General features: G+C 61.9%; 25 protein-coding genes. 15 read left to right on the forward strand and 10 right to left on the reverse strand.

Features of this window, described 5'->3' with window-relative positions:
• The first annotated feature begins 150 nt into the window (after nt 1-150).
• Genes glpA through glpC form a run of 3 tightly spaced genes read left to right on the forward strand, consistent with a single transcriptional unit; the run spans nt 151 to nt 4,254 of the window.
• Nucleotides 151-1,800 carry an anaerobic glycerol-3-phosphate dehydrogenase subunit A gene (glpA, locus tag IT763_RS00770; RefSeq protein ID WP_164053841.1) on the forward strand — a complete coding sequence of 550 codons (1,650 nt, stop codon included), beginning with the start codon at nt 151-153 and terminating at the stop codon, nt 1,798-1,800.
• Complete coding sequence (gene glpB, locus IT763_RS00775) at nt 1,790-3,058, forward strand: glycerol-3-phosphate dehydrogenase subunit GlpB (RefSeq protein WP_206195438.1); 1,269 nt, start codon at nt 1,790-1,792, stop codon at nt 3,056-3,058. Before glpA ends, glpB begins: the two co-directional genes overlap by 11 nt.
• Complete coding sequence (gene glpC, locus IT763_RS00780; protein WP_143778382.1) at nt 3,055-4,254, forward strand: anaerobic glycerol-3-phosphate dehydrogenase subunit GlpC; 1,200 nt, start codon at nt 3,055-3,057, stop codon at nt 4,252-4,254. Before glpB ends, glpC begins: the two co-directional genes overlap by 4 nt.
• Nucleotides 4,255-4,287: 33 nt before the next feature.
• On the opposite strand, the gene IT763_RS00785 is transcribed toward glpC, so the two are convergent.
• The 3 genes from IT763_RS00785 to IT763_RS00795 form a co-directional block, all read right to left on the reverse strand.
• A complete protein-coding gene (locus IT763_RS00785) occupies nt 4,288-4,851 on the reverse strand; it encodes a DcrB family lipoprotein (RefSeq protein WP_016929481.1) in 564 nt (187 codons plus the stop codon).
• Nucleotides 4,852-4,931: 80 nt separating this feature from the next.
• Nucleotides 4,932-5,366 carry a GNAT family N-acetyltransferase gene (locus IT763_RS00790; protein ID WP_049299804.1) on the reverse strand — a complete coding sequence of 145 codons (435 nt, stop codon included), beginning with the start codon at nt 5,364-5,366 and terminating at the stop codon, nt 4,932-4,934.
• Between the two features lie 41 nt (nt 5,367-5,407).
• The gene (locus IT763_RS00795) at nt 5,408-6,067 is read right to left on the reverse strand and encodes a 7-cyano-7-deazaguanine/7-aminomethyl-7-deazaguanine transporter (protein WP_016929479.1); all 660 of its coding nucleotides are present in this window, start codon (nt 6,065-6,067) and stop codon (nt 5,408-5,410) included.
• 220 nt (nt 6,068-6,287) lie between these two features.
• Here IT763_RS00795 and tusA point away from each other — a divergent pair, with 220 nt between their 5' ends.
• Nucleotides 6,288-6,533: a sulfurtransferase TusA gene (tusA, locus tag IT763_RS00800; protein WP_025304890.1), complete on the forward strand. Its 246-nt coding sequence runs from the start codon at nt 6,288-6,290 to the stop codon at nt 6,531-6,533.
• Between the two features lie 80 nt (nt 6,534-6,613).
• Here the strand turns inward: tusA and IT763_RS00805 are convergent, their stop codons facing one another.
• Nucleotides 6,614-8,932, reverse strand: coding sequence for a zinc/cadmium/mercury/lead-transporting ATPase (locus tag IT763_RS00805; RefSeq protein ID WP_016929477.1), 2,319 nt, complete (start codon nt 8,930-8,932; stop codon nt 6,614-6,616).
• Nucleotides 8,933-9,613: 681 nt separating this feature from the next.
• Here IT763_RS00805 and IT763_RS00810 point away from each other — a divergent pair.
• Entirely contained in the window at nt 9,614-11,077 is a 1,464-nt protein-coding gene (locus tag IT763_RS00810) for a serralysin family metalloprotease (RefSeq protein WP_016929476.1), read from the forward strand.
• Between the two features lie 55 nt (nt 11,078-11,132).
• Complete coding sequence (locus IT763_RS00815) at nt 11,133-11,510, forward strand: AprI/Inh family metalloprotease inhibitor (protein ID WP_016929475.1); 378 nt, start codon at nt 11,133-11,135, stop codon at nt 11,508-11,510.
• A gap of 40 nt (nt 11,511-11,550) precedes the next feature.
• Here IT763_RS00815 and IT763_RS00820 read toward each other — a convergent pair whose 3' ends face one another.
• A complete protein-coding gene (locus tag IT763_RS00820) occupies nt 11,551-12,177 on the reverse strand; it encodes a lysoplasmalogenase (RefSeq protein ID WP_016929474.1) in 627 nt (208 codons plus the stop codon).
• A 160-nt stretch (nt 12,178-12,337) separates the two neighbouring features.
• On the opposite strand from IT763_RS00820, the gene IT763_RS00825 reads away from it, so the two are divergent.
• Nucleotides 12,338-12,694 (forward strand): DUF2500 domain-containing protein, encoded by a 357-nt coding sequence (locus tag IT763_RS00825; protein WP_028127633.1) that lies wholly within the window; start codon nt 12,338-12,340, stop codon nt 12,692-12,694.
• Nucleotides 12,695-12,697: 3 nt separating this feature from the next.
• On the opposite strand, the gene IT763_RS00830 is transcribed toward IT763_RS00825, so the two are convergent.
• On the reverse strand, nt 12,698-12,970 hold the full coding sequence (locus IT763_RS00830) for a DUF1145 family protein (RefSeq protein ID WP_004934327.1): 273 nt from the start codon (nt 12,968-12,970) through the stop codon (nt 12,698-12,700).
• Complete coding sequence (rsmD, locus tag IT763_RS00835) at nt 12,960-13,580, reverse strand: 16S rRNA (guanine(966)-N(2))-methyltransferase (protein WP_016929471.1); 621 nt, start codon at nt 13,578-13,580, stop codon at nt 12,960-12,962. The genes IT763_RS00830 and rsmD overlap by 11 nt, the downstream gene beginning before the upstream one ends.
• Nucleotides 13,581-13,822: 242 nt before the next feature.
• On the opposite strand from rsmD, the gene ftsY reads away from it, so the two are divergent.
• The 4 genes from ftsY to rpoH all read left to right on the forward strand — a co-directional run bounded on the left by ftsY (nt 13,823) and on the right by rpoH (nt 18,300).
• Complete coding sequence (gene ftsY / locus IT763_RS00840) at nt 13,823-15,505, forward strand: signal recognition particle-docking protein FtsY (RefSeq protein ID WP_123867935.1); 1,683 nt, start codon at nt 13,823-13,825, stop codon at nt 15,503-15,505.
• Between the two features lie 5 nt (nt 15,506-15,510).
• Nucleotides 15,511-16,182: a cell division ATP-binding protein FtsE gene (gene ftsE, locus IT763_RS00845; protein WP_004934337.1), complete on the forward strand. Its 672-nt coding sequence runs from the start codon at nt 15,511-15,513 to the stop codon at nt 16,180-16,182.
• Nucleotides 16,172-17,125, forward strand: a complete 954-nt coding sequence (gene ftsX, locus IT763_RS00850) for a permease-like cell division protein FtsX (protein WP_004934340.1) — start codon at nt 16,172-16,174, stop codon at nt 17,123-17,125. The genes ftsE and ftsX overlap by 11 nt, the downstream gene beginning before the upstream one ends.
• Before the next feature lie 317 nt (nt 17,126-17,442).
• Nucleotides 17,443-18,300, forward strand: a complete 858-nt coding sequence (gene rpoH / locus IT763_RS00855; protein WP_004934345.1) for an RNA polymerase sigma factor RpoH — start codon at nt 17,443-17,445, stop codon at nt 18,298-18,300.
• Nucleotides 18,301-18,364: 64 nt separating this feature from the next.
• Here the strand turns inward: rpoH and IT763_RS00860 are convergent, their stop codons facing one another.
• From IT763_RS00860 to panM, 3 genes are read right to left on the reverse strand one after another with little or no spacing between them, the layout of a single operon-like run.
• On the reverse strand, nt 18,365-20,383 hold the full coding sequence (locus tag IT763_RS00860; RefSeq protein ID WP_206195439.1) for a hypothetical protein: 2,019 nt from the start codon (nt 20,381-20,383) through the stop codon (nt 18,365-18,367).
• Nucleotides 20,384-20,426: 43 nt separating this feature from the next.
• Complete coding sequence (locus tag IT763_RS00865; RefSeq protein ID WP_143778384.1) at nt 20,427-21,644, reverse strand: DUF3142 domain-containing protein; 1,218 nt, start codon at nt 21,642-21,644, stop codon at nt 20,427-20,429.
• Entirely contained in the window at nt 21,641-22,033 is a 393-nt protein-coding gene (panM, locus tag IT763_RS00870; protein ID WP_206195078.1) for an aspartate 1-decarboxylase autocleavage activator PanM, read from the reverse strand. Before panM ends, IT763_RS00865 begins: the two co-directional genes overlap by 4 nt.
• A 405-nt stretch (nt 22,034-22,438) precedes the next feature.
• On the opposite strand from panM, the gene IT763_RS00875 reads away from it, so the two are divergent.
• The 4 genes from IT763_RS00875 to livG all read left to right on the forward strand — a co-directional run bounded on the left by IT763_RS00875 (nt 22,439) and on the right by livG (nt 26,645).
• Entirely contained in the window at nt 22,439-23,554 is a 1,116-nt protein-coding gene (locus IT763_RS00875; RefSeq protein WP_206195079.1) for a branched-chain amino acid ABC transporter substrate-binding protein, read from the forward strand.
• Nucleotides 23,555-23,671: 117 nt separating this feature from the next.
• Entirely contained in the window at nt 23,672-24,598 is a 927-nt protein-coding gene (livH, locus tag IT763_RS00880; RefSeq protein ID WP_206195080.1) for a high-affinity branched-chain amino acid ABC transporter permease LivH, read from the forward strand.
• A complete protein-coding gene (locus tag IT763_RS00885) occupies nt 24,595-25,878 on the forward strand; it encodes a high-affinity branched-chain amino acid ABC transporter permease LivM (protein ID WP_115116322.1) in 1,284 nt (427 codons plus the stop codon). Before livH ends, IT763_RS00885 begins: the two co-directional genes overlap by 4 nt.
• Nucleotides 25,875-26,645 carry a high-affinity branched-chain amino acid ABC transporter ATP-binding protein LivG gene (gene livG, locus IT763_RS00890; protein WP_143778386.1) on the forward strand — a complete coding sequence of 257 codons (771 nt, stop codon included), beginning with the start codon at nt 25,875-25,877 and terminating at the stop codon, nt 26,643-26,645. The genes IT763_RS00885 and livG overlap by 4 nt, the downstream gene beginning before the upstream one ends.
• Nucleotides 26,646-26,715 lie beyond the last annotated feature (70 nt).

The following is a 26,715-nucleotide window of genomic DNA, read 5'->3' on the forward strand; positions in this document are numbered from 1 at the left end:
AAAACGTCCAAAAATCGTGATTATGATCACATTGATGGTTTTTTGTGGACATTTTTATTTCGTTTTATGTTCGTTCTTGTTCCTTATCAAACAAAGACCCTAATAACCGTGGCTCAATAGGCTCATAACTACCGATCCTGAGGGAGCGACATGAGCAGCTATTTTGACGGCGGCGAAACGGATGTGATCATCATCGGCGGCGGCGCCACCGGCGCAGGCATTGCCCGCGATTGTGCGCGGCGCGGCTTGCGCTGCATTTTGCTGGAGCGTCACGACATCGCCACCGGCGCCACCGGCCGCAACCACGGCTTGCTGCACAGCGGCGCGCGCTATGCGGTGACCGACGGCGAGTCGGCGCGCGAGTGCATCGAAGAGAACCGCATCCTGAAACGCATCGCGCATCACTGTATCGAGCGCACCGATGGGCTGTTCATCACCCTGCCGCAGGACTCGCTGGACTATCAGCAGCAATTTATCGCCGCCTGCCGCCAGGCCGACATCGACGCCGAGGCGATCGACCCGCAGCTGGCGCTGCGGCTGGAGCCGGCGGCTAACCCGGCGCTGATCGGCGCGGTGCGGGTGCCGGACGGCACCGTCGATCCTTTCCGGCTGACCGCCGCCAACATGCTGGACGCGCGCGAACACGGCGCGCAGATCCTGACTTACCACCAGGTGGTGGGGCTGCTGCGCAGCGGCGACCGGGTGACGGGCGTGCGCGTTTACGACCATCAGAATCAGCGGCGCTATGAGCTGCACGCACCGGTGGTGGTCAACGCCGCCGGCATCTGGGGCCAGCAGATCGCCGAATACGCCGATTTGCGCATCCGCATGTTCCCAGCCAAGGGGGCGCTGCTGATCCTCGGTCACCGCATCAACAATATGGTGATCAACCGTTGCCGCAAACCGGCGGACGCCGACATCCTGGTGCCGGGCGACACCATCTCGCTGATCGGCACCACCTCGACCCATATCGACTACGACCAAATCGATAACATGCTGGTGACGCCGCAGGAGGTGGACATTCTGATCCGCGAGGGGGCGCTGTTGGCGCCCACCCTGGCGCAGACCCGTATTCTGCGCGCCTATGCCGGGGTGCGGCCGCTGGTCGCCAGCGACGACGATCCCAGCGGGCGCAACGTCAGCCGCGGCATCGTGCTGCTCGATCACGCCGCCCGCGACGGGCTGGAAGGGTTTATCACCATCACCGGCGGCAAGCTGATGACCTACCGCCTGATGGCGGAGTGGGCCACCGACAAGGTGTGCGAAAAGCTTGGCGTAAACCGTCCGTGCACCACCGCGCAGGACGCGTTGCCCGGATCCCGCCAGTCGGCGGAGGAAACGGTGCGCAGCGTGGTCTCACTGCCCGCCAGCATTCGCGGCTCGGCGATCTACCGGCACGGCGATCGCGCCAGCCAGGTGCCGGCGGCCGATCGGCTCGACACCAGCCTGGTGTGCGAATGCGAGGCGGTGACCGCCGGGGAAGTGCGCTATGCCGTCAACTCGCTGACCGTCAATAACCTGGTGGATCTGCGCCGCCGCACCCGCGTCGGCATGGGCACCTGCCAGGGCGAACTCTGCGCCTGCCGCGCCGCCGGGCTGTTGACGCGTTTTAACGTCAGCACGCCGCAGCAATCCATCGCGCAACTGTCGCAGTTCCTCAACGAACGCTGGAAAGGCGTACGGCCGATCGCCTGGGGCGATGCGCTGCGCGAGAGCGAATTCACCAGTTGGGTTTACCAGGGATTATGCGGGCTTGAAGCCCAGGCCGACCAGGAGCAGGAGGCGGATGATGCGATTTGACGTCGTGGTGATTGGCGGTGGTCTGGCGGGCCTGAGCTGCGCCATTGCCGTGGCCGAACAGGGCAAGCGCTGCGCGGTGGTCAGTTCTGGCCAGAGCGCGCTCTACTTCTCCTCCGGCTCGCTCGATCTGCTGGCGAGATTGCCGGACGGCACGCCGGTCGAGATGCCGCTGGCGGCGTTGCCGCAGCTGGCGCAACAGGCGCCGCAGCATCCGTACGCCCTGATCGGGCCCGGCCGGGTGGCGGCGCTGTCCGCCGCCGCGCAGCGGCTGCTGGAACGCTGCGGGCTGAATCTGCAGGGCGAGGGGGTGAACAACCATCTGCGCATTACGCCGCTCGGCACGCGCCGCGCCACCTGGCTCAGCCCGCAGGCGATCCCGACGCTGCCGCTGACCGGCCAACTGCCGTGGCGGCGCATTGCGGTGATCGGCATCGAAGGGTTCCTCGACTTCCAACCGCAGATGGCCGCCGACGCCCTGAGCCGCGAGCTCGGCGTGCAGACGGACGTGGCCTATCTGCACATGCCGGCGCTGGACAGATTGCGCAATAACCCCAGCGAGTTCCGCGCGGTGAACATCGCCCGGGTTCTGGATTTGATGGAAAGCCTGCCGCCGATGGCCGAGGAGCTGCGGCGGCTGGCGGGCGAGGCCGAGGCGCTCTTCCTGCCGGCCTGTCTGGGCCTGGAGGATGACGCGTCGCTGGCGGTGCTGCAGGATGCGGTCGGCAAGCCGATCCGGCTGCTGCCGACGCTGCCGCCTTCGGTGCCCGGCATGCGCTTGCATCAGGCGCTGCGGCGGCGTTTTCAGCAGCTGGGCGGCGTTTTCATGCCCGGCGACAGCGTGCTGCGCGCCGAGAGCGAGGCCGGTCGCATCACCGGTTTGTACACCCGCAACCACGGCGATATTCCGCTGCGGGCGCAGCAGGTGGTGCTGGCCAGCGGCAGCTTCTTCAGCAATGGGCTGGTGGCCGATTTCGACCGGGTACGCGAGCCGATCTTCGGGCTGGACGTGCACAGCCGCGCCGATCGCGCCGACTGGAGCCGGCGCGAGCTGTTCGCGCCACAGCCTTATCTGCAGTTTGGCGTGCGCACCGACGGCAGGCTGCGGGCGATGAAGCAGGGAATGCCGTTCGACAATCTGTATGCCATCGGCGCGGTCGCCGGCGGCTACGATCCGCTGCAGCAGGGCTGCGGCGCCGGCGTGTCATTGATCGGCGCGCTGCACGTCGCGCAGCAGATCGCCGCGGAGGAGAACGTATGAGCCTGCATCGGGACCACAGCTTTGAAAGCTGCATCAAATGCACCGTCTGCACCACTTACTGCCCGGTCGCCAAAGTGAACCCGCTCTATCCGGGGCCGAAACAGGCGGGGCCGGACGGCGAACGGCTGCGGCTGAAAGACCCGGCGCTGTACGACGAAGCGCTGAAATACTGCACCAACTGCAAGCGTTGTGAAGTGGCCTGCCCGTCCGACGTCAAAATCGGCGACATCATTCAGCGCGCCCGCGCCGACTTCGCCCAGAGCAAGCCGACGCTGCGCGATGCCATCCTCAGCCATACCGATATCATGGGATCGCTGTCGACGCCGTTTGCGCCGATCGTCAACGCCGCCACCGGGTTGAAACCGGTGCGCAAGCTGCTGGACAAGGCGCTGAAGATCGATCACCGGCGCGAACTGCCGAAATATTCCTTCGGCACCTTCCGCCGCTGGTACCGGCAACAGGCGCAGGCTCAGCAGCGTTACGCCGAGCAGGTGGCGTTTTTCCATGGCTGCTTCGTCAACTATAACCACCCGCAGCTGGGCAAGGATTTGGTCCGGGTGTTCAACGCGCTGGATATCGGCGTGCAACTGCTGAAACGCGAGAAATGCTGCGGCGTGCCGCTGATCGCCAACGGGTTTATCGAGCAGGCCAAGAAGCAGGCCAGGGTTAACGCCGAGTCGCTGCATGAAACGGTGCTGGAGCGCGGCATTCCGGTAGTGGCGACCTCATCGAGCTGCACCTTCACCCTGCGCGACGAATACCCCCACTTGCTGGACGTAGACACCACCCCGGTGCGCGATCGGGTGGAGCTGGCGACGCGCTATCTCTATCGCCTGATCAATCAGGGGCGCAGCCTGCCGCTGAAACGCACGTCGCTGCGGGTGGCGTATCACACGCCTTGCCATATGGAGAAGATGGGCTGGACCGCCTACACCCTGGAGCTGCTGCGGCAGATACCGGGGCTGGAGCTGGTGGTGCTGGATTCGCAGTGCTGCGGCATCGCCGGCACCTACGGGTTCAAATCGGAGAACTACGCCACGTCGCAAGGCATCGGCGCGCCGCTGTTCCGGCAGATAGAAGAGAGCGGGGTGGATCTGGTGGTGACCGACTGCGAGACCTGCAAATGGCAGATAGAAATGTCCACCAGCAAGCGCTGCGAACATCCGATCACCCTGCTGGCGCAGGCGTTGGCATAAAACGAAAGGGCCGGCAGGCCGGCCCCTGCGGGATTACTGTTTCAGCTTCAGGGTAGAGATGATGCCTTCGGCTTCAGTCTGCGCCTGCTGCTGATTATCTGCCGGCAGCGTTACCTGGATGGTCAGCATGTTGTTGTTCAGCGAACCGATCAGGACGGAAGAATAAGCCTTTTCACCGCCGCTGGTGATGATGCTGTCCAGCTGACGCAGCGGCACGCCGTTGACGTCGAGCGCCTTGTTGGTGATCACCTGCAGGTTGGCGTCACGCGCGCGCTGGGTATTCTCCAGGCGTTTGGCCAGAGTCTCCAGGCTGTCGGCGGTCTTGTCGCCCAAGATGACGATCACCGCGCGCTGACCGGTGCTGTCTGCGTAAACATGCATGTTGTTGGCCTGGTTGCCCAGCTTGCCGCTCTGATCCGCCATGCCGACCGGCAGGGTGAACGCCAGTTTACCGTCCAGCAGGCTCACCTGCTGCCCGGCCGGCGCGCTGGCCGCCGCGCCGTCTGGCGCTGCCTTGGTGTCTTTGGTTTCGCCGTCGCAGGCCGCGAGGCCAAGCGCCAGCAGGCTGATACCCATCAATTTCGCTACTTTACGCATCGGGCTTCCTTCTTCCTTTCCGGTAGGGATTCACTGTCGTATCGCAACCTATTCCAGGTTGAAATGCAAGGCAGATGTTGTCACAAGTTTTTTTCCAGTAATAGCCGATAATCAGCCACTTCGCCTTTCTTTTCCAGCTGAACAATCTGATAGTGGTGGGCGATCAGCATCGTCAGCATGGCGCGGAACCGGTTACGGGTTTTGACCGTCAGTTGGCGATAGCCCTGCGCCCGCGCCCAACGTTCCTGTTCAGCCAACAAGGCCTGCGCCACGCCGTGGCGACGAAATGCCGGCAGCACGCCGCCCAGCCAGCTGTAAAACACCGTTTCCTGCCGTTGATAACCGAGTTTGAAACCGGCCGGCTGTCCGGCTATCTCGGCGATCAACAGGCTGGCGGGGGCGGCGCCGATACGTTGCTGCAGATCGGCCAGGCTATGCAGGCCGCCGAATTCGGGGATGCGTTGGTAAAGGAGGTGGATGTCTTCGAGCGTGGCGGTGCGGACGATTGGGGTCATGAGCGGCCTCCAAAGGATAAGGCCGCCCAGAATAACACGACTCAGCCCGGCTGCAGGCCGCCGCTGCGCGCCGCGATGCGTTTGAGCAGCATGTTCAGCAACACGCCGTACATCGGCAGGAAGAACAGCAGGCAGATCATCACCTTGAAGCTGTAATCCACCAGCGCGATCTCCACCCAGTTGTTGGCCATGAAGGGATCGCTGCTCTTATAAAAGGCGATGAAGAAGAACGCCAGCGTATCGCTGATGTTGCCGAGGAACATCGCCGCCGCCGGCGCCACCCACCAGGCGCTGCGTTGACGCAGGCGGTTGAAGACGTGTACGTCGAGGATCTGGCCGAGCACATAGGCCATAAAGCTGGCGACGGCGATGCGCGCCACGAACAGGTTAAAACTGCTCAGCGCCGCGAAGCCCTGCCATTCTCCCTGATAGGTGACGGTGGAGATCACATAAGAGATGAACAGCGCCGGCACCATCACCGCCAGGATAATGCGTCGCGCCAGCGGCGCGCCGAAAATGCGTACGGTCAGATCGGTCGCCAGGAAGATAAACGGGAAGGTAAAGGCGCCCCAGGTGGTATGGAAGCCGAAAACGGTGATCGGCAGCTGCACCAGGTAGTTGCTGGAGGTAATGATGGCGATATGAAACAGCGAAAGCCAGACCAACGCGGTGAAGCGCTGCTGTGCGGTAAACGAATACATGTTGTAGCCTTTTTAGCAGTGGGGTGAGGGAACCCAGTGTGTCTTGTCAAAACAGCAAAAAACGCTGCGCGGCGGCATGATACGCGTTTGCGCAACCAATGCAATGGTTAAATTTAACGCAAACGTTAACGCATCTTGCGCAGAAAAACTACCGGCGTAAACTAGGCGCTAATGAGATGCGGCGAGCGTTCGCCGATCGTTTTTGAACGAGAAAAATTGCATGACTGACTTATTTGCCCAGGCAGACCAGACGCTCGACGCGCTGGGGCTGCGTTGCCCGGAACCGGTGATGATGGTGCGCAAAACCGTGCGCCATATGGACAACGGCGAAACGCTGCTGATTATCGCCGACGATCCGGCCACCACCCGCGATATCCCGGGGTTCTGCCGCTTTATGGAGCACACGCTGGTGGCGCAGGAGACCGAGCAGGCGCCATACCGTTATCTGCTGCGTAAAGGCGTCTAACGGCGGCGCGGCCGAGTTAAAAGTTCCCTCCCCCAAATGACAACGGGCGCGGTATGCCGCGCCCGTGTTTGTTTCCAAACTTAGCTGCGCTTTCTCAATAGCCGCAGCGCGTTGGCGGTGACCAGTGCGGTGGCGCCGGAGTCGGCCAGCACCGCTAGCCACAGCCCGGTCAGTCCCAGCAGGCTGGTGATCAGGAAGACCCCTTTCAACCCCAGCGCGATGGTGATGTTTTGCCGGATATTGGCGTGGGTGGCGCGCGAGATGCGGATCATCTCCGCGACGCCCACCAGCCGATTGTGGGTCAGGGCGGCGTCGGCGGTTTCCAATGCCACGTCGGTGCCGCTGCCCATGGCGATGCCGATGCTGGAGGCTTTCATCGCCGGGGCGTCGTTGATGCCGTCGCCGATCATCGCCGTCGGGCGCAGTTCGCTCAGTTCGGTGACCGCGCTGACCTTATCTTCCGGCAGCAGACCGGCGCGATAGTCGAGGCCCAGCTCGCCGGCGATCGCCGCGGCGGCGCGCGGGTTATCGCCGGTCAGCATCACGCCGCGAATGCCCAGCGCGTTCAGTTCGGCTATCGCCTGCCTGGCGTCGCCGCGCAGCGTATCGCGCAGCGCCAGCAAACCGATGGGCGCGCCGTCTTCCAGCACCACCACCGCCGTTTTACCGGCGTTTTCCAGCTTGTCTACCTGGTTCTGCCATTGGGTGGCGAGCAGGCCCGGCGCCAGCTTGCCCGGCGCACTGATCAGCACGGTCTTGCCGTCCACGATCCCTTCCACGCCGACGCCGGCCAGCGCGCGGCGCGCCTGCGCCAGCGGCAACTCAGCCCCGCTTGCGGCGGCGCGGTTGATGATCGCCTGCGCCAGCGGGTGATGTGAACCGGCTTCCACCGCGGCGGCAAGCTGCAACAGCCGTTGTTCGGTCAGCGCGCCGATAGGCAGCACGTCGGTGACCGTCGGCTTGCCTTCGGTCAGGGTGCCGGTCTTATCGAAGGCGATGGTTTGAATCTGGCCCAGTTGCTCCAGCGCCGCGCCGCCTTTAATCAGCGCGCCGCGCCGCGTGGCGGCCGCCAGCCCGGATGTGATGGCCGCCGGCGTTGAGATCACCAGCGCGCATGGACAGCCGATCAGCAGCAGCGTCAGGCCGCGATAGATCCAGGTCTCCCACGGCTGTGAGAACAGCAGCGGCGGTACCAGGATCACCGCGACCGCCAGCAGCATAATGGCCGGGGTGTAGTAGCGGCTGAAGCGATCGAGGAAGCGTTCGATCGGCGCGCGGCGCTCTTCGGCCTCTTCAATCAGCTGCAAAATGCGGTCGATGGCGTTTTTGCCAGGCTCGGAGATCACCTTCATCTGCGCCGCCTGATCGACGGACAGGCTGCCGGCAGCCACTTTCTCACCCTGTTGGCGCTCGACCGGCACCGATTCGCCGGTCAGGGCGCTTTCATCGAAGCTGGCGAACGGATTGAGCAGCTCGGCGTCGGCCGGCAGGCGCCCGCCGGGCGCGATTTCAATCACGTCGCCGGGGCGCAGGCTGGCGACCGGCACGCGTTTGCGTTCCGTGCCTTGCAGCAGCAGCGCATCTTCAGGTACCAGCTCCATCAGCGCCGTCACCCCGCGCCGTGCGCGGTTGGCGGCGTAGGATTCCAGCAGTTCGCCGACCATAAACAGCAGCAGCACCATCGCCGCTTCGGCGGTGGCGCCGATGAACAGCGCGCCGATGGCCGCCACGCTCATCAGCGTTTCGATGGCGAACGGCGTACCGGAACGAATCAAACGCAGCGCCTTGGCGGCGACCGGCGCCAACCCGACCAGCGTGGTGGCGATAAAGGCGATGCGGCCCAGCTCCGGGTTAACCCGATCCAGCGCCCAACTGACCACCATCAGGGTGGTTAACAGCAGCAGCGGCGCGAATTCGCCGAAGCGTGAGGTTTTCGGCGCGGCGGCTTTGGCGGTCTGAGCGCCGAGCAGGGTAAAACCGGCCTGGGCGACCGCGTCCTGGATCCGCAGGCTGATATCGGACTGCGCGTCGACCACCAGTTTCTCGGTGGCGAACAACACGCGCGCGCTGTCGACGCCGGGAAGTGCCGTGACGGCATTTTCGATTTTTTTGGCGCAGCTGGGGCAGTCCATGCCGGTGACTTTCCAGCTGAAACGTTGGCTGCCGGAAGGGGGAGCGGCGGCCAGCCTGTCGCTTTCCTCGTCCGGATCGTCGGGCGCGGCGGTGCAGCAGCCGCTATCGCCATGATCGTGATGATGGTGGGCGTGTTCTGCCTGTGCGGCGGCGTTTTTCGGTTCGCTGCTGCAGCCATGTTGAGTTTTGCTGTGGCTGTGGTTGCAGCCGCATCCGCCTTCGGCGTGGTGATGTTCCTGATGATTATGGTTTTGCTGATTGTGCATAACGTCCCCCTTCGGGCTGTTAAACGGGTTTGCTCAACTGACTCTACACCCTGGAGTCCACTCCAGAGTCAAGCGCCGGATGAGAATTATTGCTAACGGCGTTCAAGCGTAGAAAGGGGGGATCATTCAATAATGAATAATGCGAATTTAAATATATCGGCTTTTCTTATCCCCTATTTGGGCGAAAAGGCTCGCTGCCGTTAGTTTAAATAAGAAAATAATATTCTTATAGAAACTAAAAAATCGCCCGATCTAATAATAAAGAGTTATTAATCTATAACGCTTTAGCAAAATTTACCTTTTACCCCGAGTAAAGCCAGCATGATTCGCTTGAGTCTGCAGGCCGCATTGCTATTGAAGTTTGGTGCCAACTTATCCTCATCAAGTTTCATTTGCTTTGTAAATAAGCCTAAAAAGCAGCATAACAAACTTTCGTTGCGATAATAAATGGTTGATTATTTTATGTGCAGTTTTACGGTCCTGCCTATAATTGGAATCGATTACCATTTTTAATGGTGATCTTATTTGCTGATATATATGCATTAATTCTACCTAACACACTGCCGGTAACGGCGCATAAGCCCCTTCCAGCAAGCTTGAGGTTCATTAACCGTGGCTTACGGGGAGGTTATGTCTATCTGTCTGATTGATATCAATCAGGTAATGAGTGGAATCGAACCAATGCAATCTACTAAAAAGGCAATTGAAATTACTGAATCCAGCCTCGCAGCCGCGACAACCGGTTACGATGCTGTAGACGACCTGCTGCATTATCATGAGCGGGGTAACGGGATTCAGATTAATGGCAAGGATTCATTTTCTAACGAGCAAGCTGGGCTGTTTATTACCCGTGAGAACCAAACCTGGAACGGTTACAAGGTATTTGGCCAGCCGGTCAAATTAACCTTCTCGTTCCCGGACTATAAGTTCTCTTCCACCAACGTCGCCGGCGACACCGGGCTGAGCAAGTTCAGCGCGGAACAGCAGCAGCAGGCTAAGCTGTCGCTGCAGTCCTGGGCCGACGTCGCCAATATCACCTTCACCGAAGTGGCGGCCGGTCAAAAGGCCAATATCACCTTCGGCAATTACAGCCAGGATCGTCCCGGCCACTATGATTACGGCACCCAGGCCTACGCCTTCCTGCCGAACACCATTTGGCAGGGCCAGGATTTGGGCGGCCAGACCTGGTACAACGTCAACCAATCCAACGTGAAGCATCCGGCGACCGAAGACTACGGCCGCCAGACGTTCACCCATGAGATTGGCCATGCGCTGGGCCTGAGCCACCCGGGCGACTACAACGCCGGTGAGGGCAACCCGACCTATAGAGATGTCACCTATGCGGAAGATACCCGCCAGTTCAGCCTGATGAGCTACTGGAGTGAAACCAATACCGGTGGCGACAACGGCGGTCACTATGCCGCGGCTCCGCTGCTGGATGACATTGCCGCCATTCAGCATCTGTATGGCGCCAACCTGTCGACCCGCACCGGCGACACCGTGTACGGCTTTAACTCCAATACCGGTCGTGACTTCCTCAGCACCACCAGCAACTCGCAGAAAGTGATCTTTGCGGCCTGGGATGCGGGCGGCAACGATACCTTCGACTTCTCCGGTTACACCGCTAACCAGCGCATCAACCTGAACGAGAAATCGTTCTCCGACGTGGGCGGCCTGAAGGGCAACGTCTCGATCGCCGCCGGTGTGACCATTGAGAACGCCATTGGCGGTTCCGGCAACGACGTGATCGTCGGCAACGCGGCCAACAACGTGCTGAAAGGCGGCGCGGGTAACGACGTGCTGTTCGGCGGCGGCGGGGCGGATGAATTGTGGGGCGGTGCCGGCAAAGACATCTTCGTGTTCTCTGCCGCCAGCGATTCCGCACCGGGCGCTTCAGACTGGATCCGCGACTTCCAGAAGGGGATCGACAAGATCGACCTGTCGTTCTTCAATAAAGAAGCGCAGAGCAGCGATTTCATTCACTTCGTCGATCACTTCAGCGGCACGGCCGGTGAGGCGCTGCTGAGCTACAACGCGTCCAGCAACGTGACCGATTTGTCGGTGAACATCGGTGGGCATCAGGCGCCGGACTTCTTGGTGAAAATCGTCGGCCAAGTAGACGTCGCCACGGACTTTATCGTGTAACACAGCAACGGAACGCCCGGCGCAGTCTCGGCCGGGCGTGATGCGGGAGCCCGGTATGAAAGGTACTTTAGCGCGCACCGCCTTGGCGGCGGGCGGCATGATGGTGACGAGCGCGGTGATGGCCGGCAGTTTGGCATTGCCGACCGCGCAGTCGCTGGCGGGACAATGGCAGGTGGCCGACAGCGAACGGCAATGCCAAATCGAGTTTCTGGCGGATGAACAAAGCGAGACCAACGGCTATCAGCTGGTGGATCGGCAACATTGTTTGCAGAGCGTGTTTGCGGCGGAAGTGGTGGGCTGGCGCCCGGCGCCGGACGGCATCGCCCTGCTGCGGGCGGATGGCAGCACGCTGGCGTTCTTCTCGCGCGACGGCGATCTGTACCGCAATCAGCTGGGTGCGGATGAGGCTTTGACGTTGAAAGCGCTGGCTTGATGAAGAAACGGGTTCGGCGCGCCGAACCCGCGGCAGGTCTCTACAGGTAGAGCGAACGCACGATCAGGAAGTGGCCGGAGAAGTAACAGAAAGCCACGATGGCGTCCGCCGCGCGGAAGGTGAAGCGGTAGCGGTTGAGCAGCCAAACCACGTTGGCCAGCAGCAGCAGCGAGGTGCCGATCAGCAGCGAGAAGCCGAAATCGGTGCTGCGCAGGAAATATTGTTCGCCCGCCAGCCAGACCATCAGCAGCGTCATCGCCACGTAGGTAACGATCGGCCAGCGCATCTCTTCCAGCCGGGTCCAGACGGTGGCCAGCAGCAGTGCGCCGATCGCCAGCAGCGCCAGCGGCAGCGGCCAGAACAGGCTGAACGTCATCTGGCTGGCGAAACTCAGGGTGTACAGCAGGTGGGACAGGAAAAAGGCGCCGATGGCGTACAGCACCCGTTCGCGCGGCAACAGGAGCAATGCGTCGCCGATCAGCGTCGCCAGCAGGCCGAGTACGATCAGATAACCCGCCGCGCCGAGCACCGGCGCCTGCCAGGCCAACAGCAACAGCAACAGCAGCGTGACGGGTTTGAACACCCAGCGCTGCCAGCGCGGCCCACGGTAAGAGGCGTCGACGAACAGCCAACCGGAAAAGAATACGGCAAGGAACGGCCAACTCATTTATGTCTTCCTTATGTATGAGGGAGCCGCAACCACCGGCTCCAAACTGTCACCCATGTCACTTCTTCATTTCAGTGTAGGTAGCCTGCCGGCGATCGACAATGCTTTCTTGAGAATGCTATGTTTACGCTGATTTAGCCGCGAAGGAAATGGGAAACCGATGAGTAAGCCACCGTTGTTTTTTGTCGCCGTGATGGCGTTGATCGCCGTGTTGGCCACGCAACGCTACTTCAAACAGCGCCAGCAGGAGGCGGAAAACGATCGCGCGCCGATGCGCAGTCTGCAGGTGACGGTGAGCGACAAACGCGCGGTGCCGGTCGCCAAGACCCGTGCGCCGCAGCGCGAACCGCTGGTCAATGAGCCGATGTATTACGAGGTGGTGTTCAGCCCGAACCAGGGCGGTGAAGACATCCAGCTGCGGCTGAAGCAATGGCAGTACAACCCGATTGAAAAAGGCGCGCAGGGCACGTTGAACATGCAGGGCACGCGCTTCGTCTCGTTCACCGCTCAGCCGTAGCGGTCACTTCTTCTTGATGGGCGGCTGTTTCTTTTGCCAGGCCAGCAGCTCGAACACGCCAAAGATAAAGATCTTGGCCTCTTGCCAGTAGCTGATCGGCTGATCCTTCGGCTGGGTGGATTTCAACAGCACCAGCTGCAGACCGTGCATCACCACCATAAAGAACAGCGCCACGTCGATGAAATACTTCAGCGGCTTGGGAAATGGATGGAACAGGTTAGAGAGCAGGAAGCCCCACACGCACAGCATCAGCAGGCGGCCCAGATTAATCAGCATGATCGGTTTTCTCTTGCGAACGAATATAAAGGCGATAGGCCACCTGGCCGGCGACCTTCTCCCGGTGCAGCTGCCAGCTGGCAGGCACGTCCGCCGCGGCGCTTTCCGCCTCGGCTTCTACATAGATCCAGGCCTCGTCGGCCAGCCAGCCGCGCTGTTCCAGCAACAGGGCGGTCTCCGCCAGCAGGCCTTTGCGAAACGGCGGATCGAGGAAGACCACGTCGAACGGTTGACCGTCACCCGCCAGCCAGCTCAACGCGTTGGTGTTGATAACCACCCCTTTGCCCTGCAGCAGCGCCAGATTTCTTTCCAGCTGCTGCGCCACCGGCCGTTCGAATTCCAGCAGCGTGGCGCTGCCGGCATAGCGCGACAGCGCTTCCAGCCCCAATGCGCCGCTGCCGGCGAAGCAGTCCAGACAGCGCGCGCCCTGAATCACCGGCGCCAGCCAGTTGAACAGGGTTTCGCGCACCCGATCGGTGGTGGGGCGCAGCCCCGGGCTGTTCGGCACCGGGAGTTTGCGGCCGCGCCATTGGCCGCCGATGATGCGGATCTGTCCGGCTGCGGCCTGGGGCGGTTTTTTGGCCGCCGCCCGTGGCGAGAGTCTTGTCATAAGCGTTGTTTGGTTTCTTTCGCGGCGCGGGGCCGCCGAGGTTAACGAAAAGTTGTCCCTATTCTACCGGTGACGGGCGTCGGGGGGAACGGTAAAACGTTGTTGTCTGATTTCACGCCGGAAAGCATGCCGGATGCGTGTTGCTGCGCGAGGGAAAGTGATAGACTCGGCGGATTATTGTCAGCATATATCCTTCAGGTATGGAGGGTAAGCGAGCCTTCGGTACGGAGTAGAGTCATAACATGGCAAAAGATAAGAAACGTGGGTTTTTCTCCTGGCTGGGCTTTGGCCAGAAGGAAAAGGAAGAAGAGCAACAGCAACCTGAGCCGTCGGTAGAGCAGGCGGAACCTCAGGCCGCGGAGACGCCGGCTGAACCGGCCGCCGCCAAGCTGGATGACAAGCTCCCCGCCCAGGAATCTGAACCTGCCGCCTCCGTCGACACCCCGGGAGAGTGGGATAACGGTCAGGCCGGTGAACAAATCGCGGAAAACCTACCGGCGGCGGCTGAACATCCGGCGGCGCCGCAAGCGTTAGCTGAAGAGATCGTCAGCGTCACCGAGCAAGTGGCGGCGCAGCAGCAACCGGTGGTCGAGCCAGAGCCGGTGGTCGAGCCAGAGCCGGTGGTTGAACCTGAGCCGGTCGTCGAGCCAGAGCCGGTGGTTGAACCCGAGCCGGTGGTTGAACCTGAGCCGGTCGTCGAGCCAGAGCCGGTGGTTGAACCCGAGCCGGTGGTTGAACCTGAGCCGGTCGTCGAGCCTGAGCCGGTGGTTGAACCCGAGCCGGTCGTCGAGCCTGAGCCGGTGGTTGAACCTGAGCCGGTCGTCGAGCCTGAGCCGGTGGTTGAACCTGAGCCGGTGGTCGAGCCCGAGCCAGTGGTTGAACCCGAGCCGGTCGTCGAGCCCGAGCCAGTCGTCGAACCTGAGCCGGTCATCGAGCCCGAGCCGGAAGAAGAGCCGCTGGAGCCTGTCGTGCCGGCCGTTGCGCAAGAGCAGGAGCGCCCGACCAAAGAGGGCTTCTTCGCGCGCCTGAAGCGCAGCCTGCTGAAGACCAAGCAAAACCTCGGTTCCGGCTTTATGGGGCTGTTCCGCGGTAAAAAGATCGACGACGACCTGTTCGACGAGCTGGAAGAACAGCTGCTGATCGCCGACGTCGGCGTGGACACCACGCGCAAGATCATCACCTCCCTGACCCAGCACGCCAGCCGCAAGCAGCTGAAAGACGCCGAAGCGCTGTACGGCAAGCTGAAGGAGGAAATGTCCGAAATTCTGGCCAAGGTCGATCGGCCGCTGGATGTCAGCGGGAAAACTCCGTATGTCATCCTGATGGTCGGCGTGAACGGTGTGGGTAAAACCACCACCATCGGCAAGCTGGCGCGTCAGTTCCAGGCGGAGGGCAAGTCGGTGATGCTGGCGGCGGGGGACACCTTCCGCGCCGCGGCGGTGGAACAGCTGCAGGTGTGGGGCGAACGCAACCGCATTCCGGTGGTGGCGCAGCATACCGGCGCGGATTCCGCTTCGGTGATCTTCGATGCGGTGCAGGCCGCCAAGGCGCGCGGCATCGATGTGTTGATCGCCGATACCGCCGGCCGTCTGCAGAACAAATCGCACCTGATGGAAGAGCTGAAGAAGATCGTCCGCGTCATGAAAAAACTGGACGACCAGGCCCCCCATGAGGTTATGCTGACGCTCGATGCCAGCACCGGCCAGAATGCCGTCAGTCAGGCGAAATTATTTAATGAGGCCGTGGGCTTAACCGGCATCACGCTGACTAAACTGGACGGTACCGCCAAGGGCGGGGTGATCTTCGCCATCGCCGATCAGTTCGGTATCCCGATCCGCTATATCGGCGTCGGGGAAGGCATCGAAGATTTGCGGCCGTTTAAGGCTGACGATTTTATTGAGGCACTTTTTGCCCGAGAGGATTAATACGGATGATTCGCTTTGAACAGGTCAGTAAAGCTTATCTGGGCGGACGGCAAGCGCTGCAGGGGGTCGATTTCCATCTGCGCCCGGCGGAGATGGCGTTTCTGACCGGCCATTCCGGCGCGGGGAAAAGTACCCTGCTGAAACTGATTTGTGGTATCGAACGGCCCAGCGCCGGCCACATCTGGTTTGGCGGCCACGACATCAGCCGCTTGAAAAACCGCGAGGTGCCGTTCCTGCGTCGGCAGATCGGCATGATCTTCCAGGATCACCACTTGCTGCTGGATCGCACGGTGTATGACAACGTGGCGATGCCGCTGATCATCGCCGGCGCCAGCACCGAAGATATCCGCCGCCGCGTTTCCGCCGCGCTGGACAAGGTCGGTTTGCTGGATAAAGCGAAGAACTTCCCGATTCAGCTGTCCGGCGGTGAGCAGCAGCGCGTGGGCATCGCCCGCGCGGTGGTGAACAAGCCGGCGGTGCTGCTGGCGGATGAACCGACCGGTAACCTGGACGATGCGCTGTCGGAAGGCATTCTGCGCCTGTTTGAAGAATTCAATCGCGTCGGCGTGACCGTTCTGATGGCGACGCACGACACCGGGCTTATCGCCCGCCGCAATTACCGCATCCTGACGCTGAGCCAGGGCCGCATGCAAGGAGGCGCTCACCATGGCCAATAACGCAAAAACCGCCAAGAGCAAGGCGCTGCGCGGCGGCTGGCGCGAACAGTGGCGTTACGCCTGGATGAATGCCATCAAAGACATGCTGCGTCAGCCGTTGGCGACGCTGCTGACGGTGATGGTGATCGCCATTTCCCTGACGCTGCCGAGCGTGTGCTATATCGTGTGGAAAAACGTCAGCACCGCGGCCAGCCAGTGGTATCCGACGCCGCAGCTGACCGTCTATCTGGATAAATCGCTCGATGACGACGCGGCGCTGAAAGTGCTCGACGCCATCAAGGCGGAAGCCGGCGTGGAGAAGGTGAACTACCTGTCGCGTGAAGAAGCGCGCGGCGAGTTCCGCAACTGGTCGGGCTTTGGCGGCGCGCTGGACATGCTGGAAGAGAACCCGTTGCCGGCGGTGGCGATCGTCACGCCGAAGCTGAGTTTCCAGAGTTCGGACACCCTCAACACCCTGCGCGATCGCGTGGCGGCGGTGCAGGGCGTCGAAGAAGTGCGTATGGATGACAGCTGGTTTGCCCGTCTGGCGGCGCTGACCGGGTTGGCGGGCCAGATTGCGGCGATCATCGGCGTGCTGATGATTGTGGCGGTGTTCCTGGTGATCGGCAACAGCGTGCGTCTGAGCATCTTCAGCCGCCGCGACACCATCAACGTGATGAAACTGATCGGCGCCACCGACGGTTTTATCCTGCGGCCGTTCCTCAACGGCGGGGCGATGCTGGGCTTTGCCGGCGCGCTGCTGTCGCTGGTGCTGTCCGGGGCGCTGGTGTGGCAGCTGGAGTCGGTGGTCGCCGGCGTGGCCAAAGTGTTCGGCACCACCTTCACCTTGCACGGGCTGGGCTGGGATGAGGCGCTGTTGCTGCTGATCATCTCCGCGATGATCGGCTGGATCGCCGCCTGGTTGGCGACGGTGCAACATTTACGCCGATTTACACCACAGTAAGATTTTTTTGGTATACTCTTCTCCTGCTGCTTTTGATCGCGTTGCGGGAGAAGAGTGACCTCAAGCGAAGTCAGCACCATCCCTCTCTTCTTAGCGCACAAATTCCCTATCGGCCTGCACCCTCGTCACGTATTGTCAGCGACAATGCTTGCAAAAAAGGGTGAACTTCTAGGGCGGAGTACGGTCAAAAATTGCAGCAAATGTTAAGGTGTCCGGCGTGTGGAACCGCTTTTGCTTCAGCAACTGCCGTAGAATCAATCATTTCCCCGCTGTAATAATCACCTGCATGATTTTGTATTCTCATAGAGAGGGTTTGAATGACCAAAGAAATGCAAACTTTAGCCTTAGTACCCCAAGGTAGCTTGGAAGCCTATATCCGGGCAGCCAACGCCTATCCGATGCTGACGGCAGAGGAAGAGCGGGAGCTGGCTGAACGGCTGCATTATCAGGGCGATCTGGATGCCGCTAAGCAGCTCATCCTGTCTCACCTGCGCTTTGTCGCTCATATTGCCCGCAACTATTCAGGCTATGGTCTGCCGCAGGCGGATCTGATTCAGGAAGGCAACATCGGCCTGATGAAAGCCGTTCGCCGCTTCAACCCTGAAGTCGGCGTGCGTCTGGTTTCCTTTGCGGTGCATTGGATTAAGGCGGAAATCCACGAGTACGTATTGCGCAACTGGCGCATCGTGAAAGTGGCGACCACCAAAGCGCAGCGCAAGCTGTTCTTTAACCTGCGCAAAACCAAACAGCGTTTGGGCTGGTTCAACCAGGACGAAGTGGAACTGGTGGCCCGCGAGCTGGGCGTAACCAGCAAAGACGTGCGCGAGATGGAATCGCGCATGGCGGCGCAGGACATGACGTTCGATCCGACTCCGGACGACGAGGCCCGCGATGGCCAGTCGATGGCGCCGGTGCTGTACCTGCAGGACAAGAGCTCGGACTTCGCCGAAGGCATCGAGGAAGATAACTGGGAAAGCAACGCCGCAGACAAACTGGCCTATGCGCTGGAAGGTCTGGACGAGCGCAGCCAGCATATCATTCGCGCCCGTTGGCTGGACGACGACAACAAGTCGACGCTGCAGGAGCTGGCCGATCAGTACGGCGTTTCCGCCGAACGCGTGCGCCAGCTGGAAAAGAACGCCATGAAGAAACTCAAAATGGCGATCGAAGCCTGAGTCGATGCGAGATTCGATAAAAAAAGCCCGGCAAGCCGGGCTTTTTAGTGCCTGAAATTCGGCGTTATGGCGCCACGGCGGCGAAGTCCGGCGCCGGGCAGTCGTAGCCGAATTTCGCCGCCCACGGATAACGGGTGCCGGTGTTGATATAGCGCTGATAAAGCGCGCGGCCGGTTTTGGCGTCGCGCTTGATAACCCAGCTGGCGGCGTTACACAGCACGGCGGCATAGGCCTGGCTCTTCGGCGGCAGCAGATCGGCCGCCTGTTGCGCCAGCCCCACCGCCTGCCAGCGATAGTGCAGGAAACGGTTGTCTTCCTCCGGTAGCGCCGCCTTGGCGCGCGCCGCTTCTGCGCTGTCGATCCAGCTTTTATGCTTCAGCTCGCGAGTATCGAACGAATCCCCCAGATAGGAATAGCCGGCGCCATAGATGGCGTAATCCGGCGTCATCTCATACCCGGTAAACTCCAGCCCCTGGGCGCGCAGCAGGTTGGCGGCTCGATAGTAAGCCTGTGCGCGCGTCAGCGGCGCGGCGGATTTGTCCTTGGCGGCCTTCAGCTCATCGGCATACTGCTGCGCCGCTTGCCGGTAGTTGGGAATATCGAAATAGGCCAGCGCTTCCGGCGCGCGTCCGACGCGCATCAGCCGCCGCGCCAGCAGTTCGCGCAGCTGCACTTCCGGCGTGATCTGCTGGCCGCCGTAGTCGTCCGGGTTTACCGGCTTGAGCGGCGTCGTCGGCGCCGGGGCGTGCTTATCGACAAAGCCTTTCAACTCATCGACGGTCAGCACCCGCTCCGCCACGTCGGCCACGTCGGCCCAGTAGAGCGCTTTGCCGCGATACAGCAGATCCATCGCCTGCAGATAGTCGCCGCGGTTCAGCGCCAGGATGGCCTGTTCGCCGGCCACCCGGCACTCGGGCACGATGGTTTCCGCGACGAAGTCGGCGTTGCGCTGTTCACCCCAGCTTTCGTCGGCGGGGAACGCGCTTGCCGCCTTGGCGTAGGCGGCGGTGGCGGCTTTCACGTCGCCGTCGCGCAGCGCCATTTTGGCGCGTAGCCACCACGCCAGGCCGCTGTCGCCGGCGTTTTTCAGCAGGCTCGCCGCCATCGGGTATTGCCCCGAACGGTAAGCCAGCGCCGCCAGCCGATCGCTGCCGGCGAAGCCGCTTTTCACTGAGCCGTCCAGCAGCGTCAGGATCTGGCTGATGATTTGCGCGGAGCGGCCGTTGCCGTCGGTATCCGCCATTTGCAGGTTGCCGCTGCGGGCGAACAGCTCAATGGTCACCAGCTGCTGGATCAACGGATCGCCGATAACCTGTTTCAGCGTGTCCAAATGGTCGGGATTGACCAGGAGGCTGGAGACGTACTGCAGCGACTGCCCGCCGCTCGGATCGCCCTGCGCCGCCTGTTGCGCGTACAGGTGGGCGGCGGGGGCGACGTCACCCAGCCACAGGTGAATGCGCGCCTGTTGCCCAAGACTGCTCAGCGCCAGCTGATCGGGATCGGCGACGCCGTTTTTCACCCGATCGATCACCTGCTGGAATGCCGCCAGCGCCTGTTCAAGCGCGGCTTTTGGCGGATGCTCGGCGGCGGGGGCGGTTTCACCAGATTCATTCACCGGCGTCCCGTGGTCCGCCATCAGTACCCGCCCCAGCGAATACTGCGCCCGCAGTCCCCAGTCGCCCTGCTCGGCGGCCGGTAGCTTCAGCACCTGCTGGAAATAGTCTGTGGCGCGCGGATCGTGGCTGGCGAAAGCCACGGCGCCCAGTTGATAGAGACGCGCGGCGTTGGACAACCCCTGCGTATTGACGGCGTCAGCCTCTTCCACCGTTTTGGCGGCGCGCATTTTGCCGATCGCGATCGTTTCCGGCGATTGCGGCATCGGTTTCGGCGGCATCGGCGGCGGCGGGGCTTGCCAGTGCGGCAGCTGTTTATCCATCGGCACCAGCCGGCCGGCTTCGAAGGCGAAATTGCCCTCCGGCATATACAGCAGGGTGCCGTTGCGGTCGATCAGCAGCCGGTTAGGAAAATCCGGGCCGCAGGCATAGCCGTTCAGCGGCAGCGCCAGCGCGGCGCCGATCAGCATGGCCAGCGGAAGAAGGCGGCGGGTGTTCCGTGCCGCGCGCGTATCAAGGTGTGACAAGGGTGCCTCCTGGCGTCAGTTGTTGGCAGCGCAGCCAGCCCAGCGGCCGGGATTGTCCGGCGCGCAGCTGATCGCCGCTGATTCGAATAAAGCGTTGCCGTTGCGGTGCGGACTCCAGCCGGTAGTTGCCGACCGCGTCCGCCGCCAGGCAGTCGTCGGCGCGGATGATGACTTCTTGCGGCAGCGGGGCGTCCACCGGCCCGTTGTTATGAATTATCAGATCATACAGCCCGTTTTGCTGTGGCTGAGGCCTAAATTTTACCTGCCAGTCGACATTCAGCGGCCGCCGTTCGATCACCGCTCGCAGCGTGGCGAGCGACCAGGCGCGCCGATCGTCCGCCAGCGGCAAGCGGAACCAGATAATGCCGCGCAGCCGGGGCGGCGTTTGCTGCGCCAGCGTTTGCAGAAAATCGGCGATCTGCTGCGGCGCGACTGTCAGCTCACGGCCGTTGCCCGCCACGCGCAGCGAGGATTCGCTCTCCACCTGCGCGCCCTGCGCATCAAACCCCAGCAGCGCCATGCCATAAGCCGGCAGCGCGACGCGAAACGGCTTCGGTGTGACGGCGGCGTACTGCCGCACCCAGCGTAGCGCCAAGGGGCCGTCAAACAGCCCCTGCTGCGGCGAGAGCACCGCATGCACCTGCAGGACGGAGCTGTCGGCCTGTTGCAGTACGCCGGGCAGGTCGGGCGAGCCGATCCAGGCCGGCAGGGCGGTGATGCCGAGCTGCACAGCGGCGGGCAGCCGTTGGCGTAACCGCTGCAGAAAGCGTTGGTAGTCCGGCAGGCGGGCGGTGGCGGCGTCATGATCGATCTCGACGCCGGTGACGGGCAGCCCGGCCGCCTGCCAGCGCTGGGTGAGCGCCAGCAGGCGCTGGATAATGGCCGCCTGGTCCAGCTGCGGCAGCTGGCCGTCGAGGCGCGCCACCAGCCAGAGCGGGCGGCCGTCCTGCTTCAGCAGGCTGAGATCGGCCGGGATTTCCCGCCAGCCTTCACGCGGATGCACCTGCAGCGCCAGCACTCGCACCCCGCTGAACAGATCGCGGCTGTGCGCCAGCGCATCGGCGTGCTGCGGCGCCCACACCCGCTGCCAGACATAAACCTGCTGATCCCAGCCTGAGGCCAGGCGCAGCGCCTGCTGATGCCCGGCGAACCAGGCCGCCAACCCCAGCGCAATCAAAACCAGCGCCGCCAACCGGCGTTTCATTTTTGCCAGAGATCGCCCTGCGGTGCAAAGCCGCAGGCGCGCATGAAGTTATCGACTTCCCCGCGTTCGCGCGGCGCCAGACCGGCGGTCGACAGCTGCCAGTGGGTGACCTGCGGCAGCTGACGCTGCGCATCCTGCACCAGGTAAAGACCGACGCCGCGGCGGCGCGTCACTTCGCGCACCAGCAGATCCTGCAGTTCGGCGCGGTCGCCCTGCAGCGCAATTTTCACCGCGCCCAGCAGACGCTCGTTGAAGCGGGCGGCGAACAGCGCCCTACCGTCGCTCAGCCAGCGCTGCCACTGTTCCGGCTGCTGGTGCGGCCAAATTTTACCGAGGTCGATAAGGTCTTGCGGGGATAGCGCGGTCAGGCGCTCGATGGTCAGTTTCATGCAGAATTTCCGCGCAGCTAAATGATGCCGACAGTGTAATAGATCTTGTGCAGAGCGTTGTGTAAGTTTTTCTGTACGATTACTGTTCAATATGTTTTTTGCACGGGGCATTTTCCGAGTAAATAGTTAGTAAAGGGATTGTTAACCAGCACAACGCGCTACGCCTCAAGGTAAACGGCGCAGATTTAATTCGAATTTTATCCTGTTTACACCGCTTGTTTCTGCCTGATGAAGTTGATTTGCAGCAGAAAATTCCTGTTTAATGGCATGAAAAATAAAGTCTTATTAGAAAATAATGCCGACAAAGCGCCTAAATCATTATTACTTATAACAAAAGCGGTCAATAACGATCGGGCGCAGGCAAACACAACAGGTACGTTCACAACGACAGATGGGGATTTGCGGATGAAATTAACAACAGGTAAGGCACTGCTGGCGGGTTGCATTGCGATGGCCATGAGCCAGGCGGCTATGGCGAAAGACATCAAGGTGGCGATCGTCGGGGCGATGTCCGGCCCGGTCGCGCAGTATGGCGACATGGAGTTTACCGGCGCGCGCCAGGCGATTGCCGACATCAACGCCAAGGGCGTCATCAAGGGCGACAAGTTGGTCGGCGTGGAATATGACGACGCCTGCGATCCGAAACAGGCGGTTGCGGTCGCCAACAAGGTGATCAACGACGGCATTCGCTACGTGATTGGCCACCTGTGTTCCTCTTCCACCCAGCCGGCGTCCGATATCTATGAAGACGAAGGCGTGATCATGATTACCCCGGCGGCCACCAACGCCGATCTGACCACCCGCGGCTACAAGATGATCCTGCGCACCACCGGCCTGGATTCGGATCAGGGCCCGACCGCCGCCAAATACATCCTCAGCGACATCAAACCGAAGCGCATCGCCGTGGTGCACGATAAGCAGCAATACGGCGAAGGTTTGGCGCGCTCGGTGCGCGACAGCCTGAAAAAACAGGGCACTGAAGTGGCGATGTTTGAAGGCATCACCGCCGGCGACAAAGACTTCTCCACCCTGGTGGCGCGCCTGAAGAAAGAGAATATCGACTTCGTATACTTCGGCGGTTACTACCCGGAAATGGGCCAGATCCTGCGTCAGGCCAAACAGGCCGGGTTGACGACCCGCTTTATGGGGCCGGAAGGCGTGGGCAACTCCTCACTGTCCAACATCGCCGGCGCCGCTTCGGAAGGCATGTTGGTGACGCTGCCGAAACGCTACGATCAGGTGCCTGCCAACCAGCCGATCGTCGATGCGTTGAAAGCCAAGAAGCTGGATCCGACCGGCCCGTTCGTCTGGACCACCTATGCCGCGCTGCAGTCGCTGACCACCGGGATGGAGCGCAGCGGCAGCCAGGAGCCGGCGGACATCGTCAAGGATCTGAAAACCGGCAAGCCGGTGGACACCGTGATGGGGCCGCTGACCTGGGATGACAAGGGCGACCTGAAAGGCTTCGAGTTCGGCGTGTTCGAATGGCATGCCAACGGCACGTCCACACCGATCAAATAAGCCATAATGATTAGGGTGGGGCGCAGCCCGCTGCGCCCGGCGGGTCGGCTTGCCGGCCCCGTCTCCCTTTACCCGCCGGTTCTCCGCCGGCGGGTTTCGCAGCCAAGGGTTCAGAGTATGTCAGAGCAGCTCCTCTATTTTCTGCAGCAGATGTTCAACGGCTTAACGTTGGGCAGCACCTATGCATTGATCGCCATCGGTTACACCATGGTTTACGGCATCATCGGCATGATCAACTTCGCCCACGGCGAGGTGTACATGATCGGCAGCTATGTCTCCTTTATCGTTATCGCCGCCCTGATGATGCTCGGCATCGACGTCGGCTGGCTGCTGATCGGCGCCGCGTTCCTGGTCTCGATCGTCATCGCCAGCGCCTACGGCTGGAGCATCGAACGGGTGGCCTACAAGCCGGTGCGCAACTCCAAGCGCCTGATTGCGCTGATCTCGGCTATCGGCATGTCGATATTCCTGCAAAACTACGTCAGCCTGACGCAGGGCTCGCGCGATCTGGCGCTGCCCAGCCTGGTGACCGGCCAGTGGGTGCTGGGGGAAAGCAACGGCTTCGCCGCCACCATCAGCACCATGCAGCTGACCATCTGGCTCGTGACCTTCCTGGCGATGCTGGCGCTGACGCTGTTTATCCGCTATTCGCGCATGGGCCGCGCCTGCCGCGCCGGTGCGGAAGATCTGAAGATGGCCAGCCTGCTGGGCATCAACACCGACCGGGTGATCTCGCTGACCTTCGTCATCGGTGCGGTGATGGCGGCGGTGGCCGGGGTGTTGCTCGGCCAGTTCTACGGCGTCATCAACCCTTACATCGGCTTTATGGCCGGTATGAAAGCCTTTACCGCCGCGGTTCTGGGCGGCATCGGCAGCATTCCCGGCGCGATGATCGGCGGCCTGGTGCTGGGCGTGGCGGAAGCGCTGACCTCCGCCTATCTGAGCACCGAATACAAAGACGTGGTGTCGTTCGCGTTGCTGATCGTGGTGCTGCTGATCATGCCGACCGGCATTCTCGGGCGTCCGGAGGTTGAGAAAGTATGAAACTCAATCTGCTCAATGCGCTGATCGCCACGGCGGTGCTGTTCGTGATGGCGTCGTTCCTGATGGGCATGCAGCTCAGCCTGGACGGCACCAAACTGGTGGTGCACGGCGCGGCGGAAGTGCGCTGGATGTGGATCGGCATCGGCTGCGTCATTGTCTTTTTATTCCAGCTGTTGCGCCCGCTGCTGCAACAGGGATTGAAAAAAGTCTCCGGCCCGGCGTTCGTGCTGCCGAGCTTCGACGGCACTACGCCGCGGCAAAAGCTGCTGGCGGCTCTGCTGCTTGTGGCGGCGGTCGCCTGGCCGTTCCTGGTGTCGCGCGGCACGGTGGATATCGCCACCCTGACGCTGATCTACGTGATGCTGGGCCTCGGCCTCAACGTGGTGGTGGGCTTGTCCGGTCTGCTGGTGCTCGGCTACGGCGGTTTCTACGCCATCGGCGCCTACACCTACGCGCTGCTGAATCACTATTACGGTTTCGGCTTTTGGGAGAGCCTGCCGCTGGCGGGCATCGTCACCGCCGCCTTCGGCTTCCTGCTCGGTTTCCCGGTGCTGCGGCTGCGCGGCGACTATCTGGCGATCGTGACGCTCGGCTTCGGCGAGATCGTGCGCATTCTGCTGCTGAACAATACCGAGATCACCGGCGGGCCGAACGGCATCAGCCAGATCCCGAAACCGACCTTCTTCGGCCTGGAGTTCAACCGCAGCGTGCGCGACGGCGGCTGGGATACTTTCCATAACGTCTTCGGCCTGAAATACGATCCGAGCGATCGCATCGTGTTCCTGTACCTGGTGGCGTTGCTGCTGGTGGTGCTGACGCTGTTCGTCATCAACCGCCTGCTGCGCATGCCGCTCGGGCGCGCCTGGGAAGCGCTGCGCGAAGACGAGATCGCCTGCCGCTCGCTGGGCCTCAGCCCGACGCGCATCAAGCTGACCGCCTTTACCATCAGCGCCGCATTCGCCGGGTTTGCCGGCACGCTGTTCGCCGCGCGCCAGGGGTTCGTCAGCCCGGAATCTTTCACCTTCGTCGAGTCTGCCTTCGTGTTGGCGATCGTCGTACTGGGGGGCATGGGCTCGCAGTTCGCGGTCATTCTGGCGGCAATCCTGCTGGTGGTGTCGCGCGAGCTGATGCGCGATCTGAATGAATACAGCATGTTGCTGCTGGGTGCGCTGATGGTGCTGATGATGATTTGGCGGCCGCAAGGGCTGTTGCCGATGAAACGGCCGCAGTTGAAGCTGCAGGCGGCGGACATTCACGCGGGCAAGGGGAAACAGGCATGAGCGTTCAACCTTTACTGCAGGTGGAAGGCCTGTCGATGCGTTTCGGCGGGCTGCTGGCGGTCAACAATGTGGCGCTGACGCTGAACGAAGGCGAAATCGTGTCGCTGATCGGCCCCAACGGCGCCGGTAAAACCACGGTATTCAACTGCCTGACCGGTTTTTACCGCCCGACCGGCGGCACCATCAAATTGCGCGATCGCCACCTGGAAGGGTTGGCGGGGCAGGCCATCGCCCGTATGGGCGTGGTGCGTACCTTCCAGCATGTGCGGCTGTTCCGTGAAATGACGGTGATTGAGAACCTGCTGGTGGCGCAGCATCAGCATCTGAAAAGCGGCGTGTTCGCCGGGCTGCTGAAAACCCCGGCCTTCCGCCGCGCCGAAGCCGAGGCGCTGGCGCGCGCGGCGGAGTGGCTGGAGCGCGTCGGCCTGCTATCGATGGCCAACCGTTCGGCGGGCAACCTGGCCTATGGGCAGCAGCGGCGGCTGGAGATCGCCCGCTGCATGGTGACCCGGCCGGAGCTGCTGATGCTGGACGAACCGGCCGCCGGCCTCAACCCGAAAGAGACCGACGAGCTGGATCATCTGATCGTCGAGCTGCGCGAGCGGCATAAGGTCTCGGTGTTGCTGATCGAGCACGACATGAAGCTGGTGATGGGCATTTCCGACCGCATTTATGTGGTGAATCAGGGCACGCCGCTGGCGCAGGGCACACCGGCGGAGATCCGCAACAACCCGGACGTGATCCGGGCTTATTTGGGCGAGGCTTAAGACTGTGTCCCATCATTGTTCGTGGCATCGTCGCAGACCCAAAAACCCGCTATCAAGGCGGAAGATGAAG

Origin of the sequence: Serratia sp. CMO1, from assembly GCF_015689115.1 — a bacterium.
Classification (GTDB): domain Bacteria; phylum Pseudomonadota; class Gammaproteobacteria; order Enterobacterales; family Enterobacteriaceae; genus Serratia; species Serratia marcescens.

Bases quoted from the DNA above. Each gene is read 5' to 3' on its own strand.
- glpA (WP_164053841.1), top strand. From the start codon at position 151: ATGAGCAGCTATTTTGACGGCGGCGAAACGGATGTGATCATCATCGGC.
- glpB (WP_206195438.1), top strand. From the start codon at position 1,790: ATGCGATTTGACGTCGTGGTGATTGGCGGTGGTCTGGCGGGCCTGAGC.
- glpC (WP_143778382.1), top strand. From the start codon at position 3,055: ATGAGCCTGCATCGGGACCACAGCTTTGAAAGCTGCATCAAATGCACC.
- IT763_RS00785 (WP_016929481.1), bottom strand. From the start codon at position 4,851: ATGCGTAAAGTAGCGAAATTGATGGGTATCAGCCTGCTGGCGCTTGGC.
- IT763_RS00790 (WP_049299804.1), bottom strand. From the start codon at position 5,366: ATGACCCCAATCGTCCGCACCGCCACGCTCGAAGACATCCACCTCCTT.
- IT763_RS00795 (WP_016929479.1), bottom strand. From the start codon at position 6,067: ATGTATTCGTTTACCGCACAGCAGCGCTTCACCGCGTTGGTCTGGCTT.
- tusA (WP_025304890.1), top strand. From the start codon at position 6,288: ATGACTGACTTATTTGCCCAGGCAGACCAGACGCTCGACGCGCTGGGG.
- IT763_RS00805 (WP_016929477.1), bottom strand. From the start codon at position 8,932: ATGCACAATCAGCAAAACCATAATCATCAGGAACATCACCACGCCGAA.
- IT763_RS00810 (WP_016929476.1), top strand. From the start codon at position 9,614: ATGCAATCTACTAAAAAGGCAATTGAAATTACTGAATCCAGCCTCGCA.
- IT763_RS00815 (WP_016929475.1), top strand. From the start codon at position 11,133: ATGAAAGGTACTTTAGCGCGCACCGCCTTGGCGGCGGGCGGCATGATG.
- IT763_RS00820 (WP_016929474.1), bottom strand. From the start codon at position 12,177: ATGAGTTGGCCGTTCCTTGCCGTATTCTTTTCCGGTTGGCTGTTCGTC.
- IT763_RS00825 (WP_028127633.1), top strand. From the start codon at position 12,338: ATGAGTAAGCCACCGTTGTTTTTTGTCGCCGTGATGGCGTTGATCGCC.
- IT763_RS00830 (WP_004934327.1), bottom strand. From the start codon at position 12,970: ATGCTGATTAATCTGGGCCGCCTGCTGATGCTGTGCGTGTGGGGCTTC.
- rsmD (WP_016929471.1), bottom strand. From the start codon at position 13,580: ATGACAAGACTCTCGCCACGGGCGGCGGCCAAAAAACCGCCCCAGGCC.
- ftsY (WP_123867935.1), top strand. From the start codon at position 13,823: ATGGCAAAAGATAAGAAACGTGGGTTTTTCTCCTGGCTGGGCTTTGGC.
- ftsE (WP_004934337.1), top strand. From the start codon at position 15,511: ATGATTCGCTTTGAACAGGTCAGTAAAGCTTATCTGGGCGGACGGCAA.
- ftsX (WP_004934340.1), top strand. From the start codon at position 16,172: ATGGCCAATAACGCAAAAACCGCCAAGAGCAAGGCGCTGCGCGGCGGC.
- rpoH (WP_004934345.1), top strand. From the start codon at position 17,443: ATGACCAAAGAAATGCAAACTTTAGCCTTAGTACCCCAAGGTAGCTTG.
- IT763_RS00860 (WP_206195439.1), bottom strand. From the start codon at position 20,383: ATGCTGATCGGCGCCGCGCTGGCGCTGCCGCTGAACGGCTATGCCTGC.
- IT763_RS00865 (WP_143778384.1), bottom strand. From the start codon at position 21,644: ATGAAACGCCGGTTGGCGGCGCTGGTTTTGATTGCGCTGGGGTTGGCG.
- panM (WP_206195078.1), bottom strand. From the start codon at position 22,033: ATGAAACTGACCATCGAGCGCCTGACCGCGCTATCCCCGCAAGACCTT.
- IT763_RS00875 (WP_206195079.1), top strand. From the start codon at position 22,439: ATGAAATTAACAACAGGTAAGGCACTGCTGGCGGGTTGCATTGCGATG.
- livH (WP_206195080.1), top strand. From the start codon at position 23,672: ATGTCAGAGCAGCTCCTCTATTTTCTGCAGCAGATGTTCAACGGCTTA.
- IT763_RS00885 (WP_115116322.1), top strand. From the start codon at position 24,595: ATGAAACTCAATCTGCTCAATGCGCTGATCGCCACGGCGGTGCTGTTC.
- livG (WP_143778386.1), top strand. From the start codon at position 25,875: ATGAGCGTTCAACCTTTACTGCAGGTGGAAGGCCTGTCGATGCGTTTC.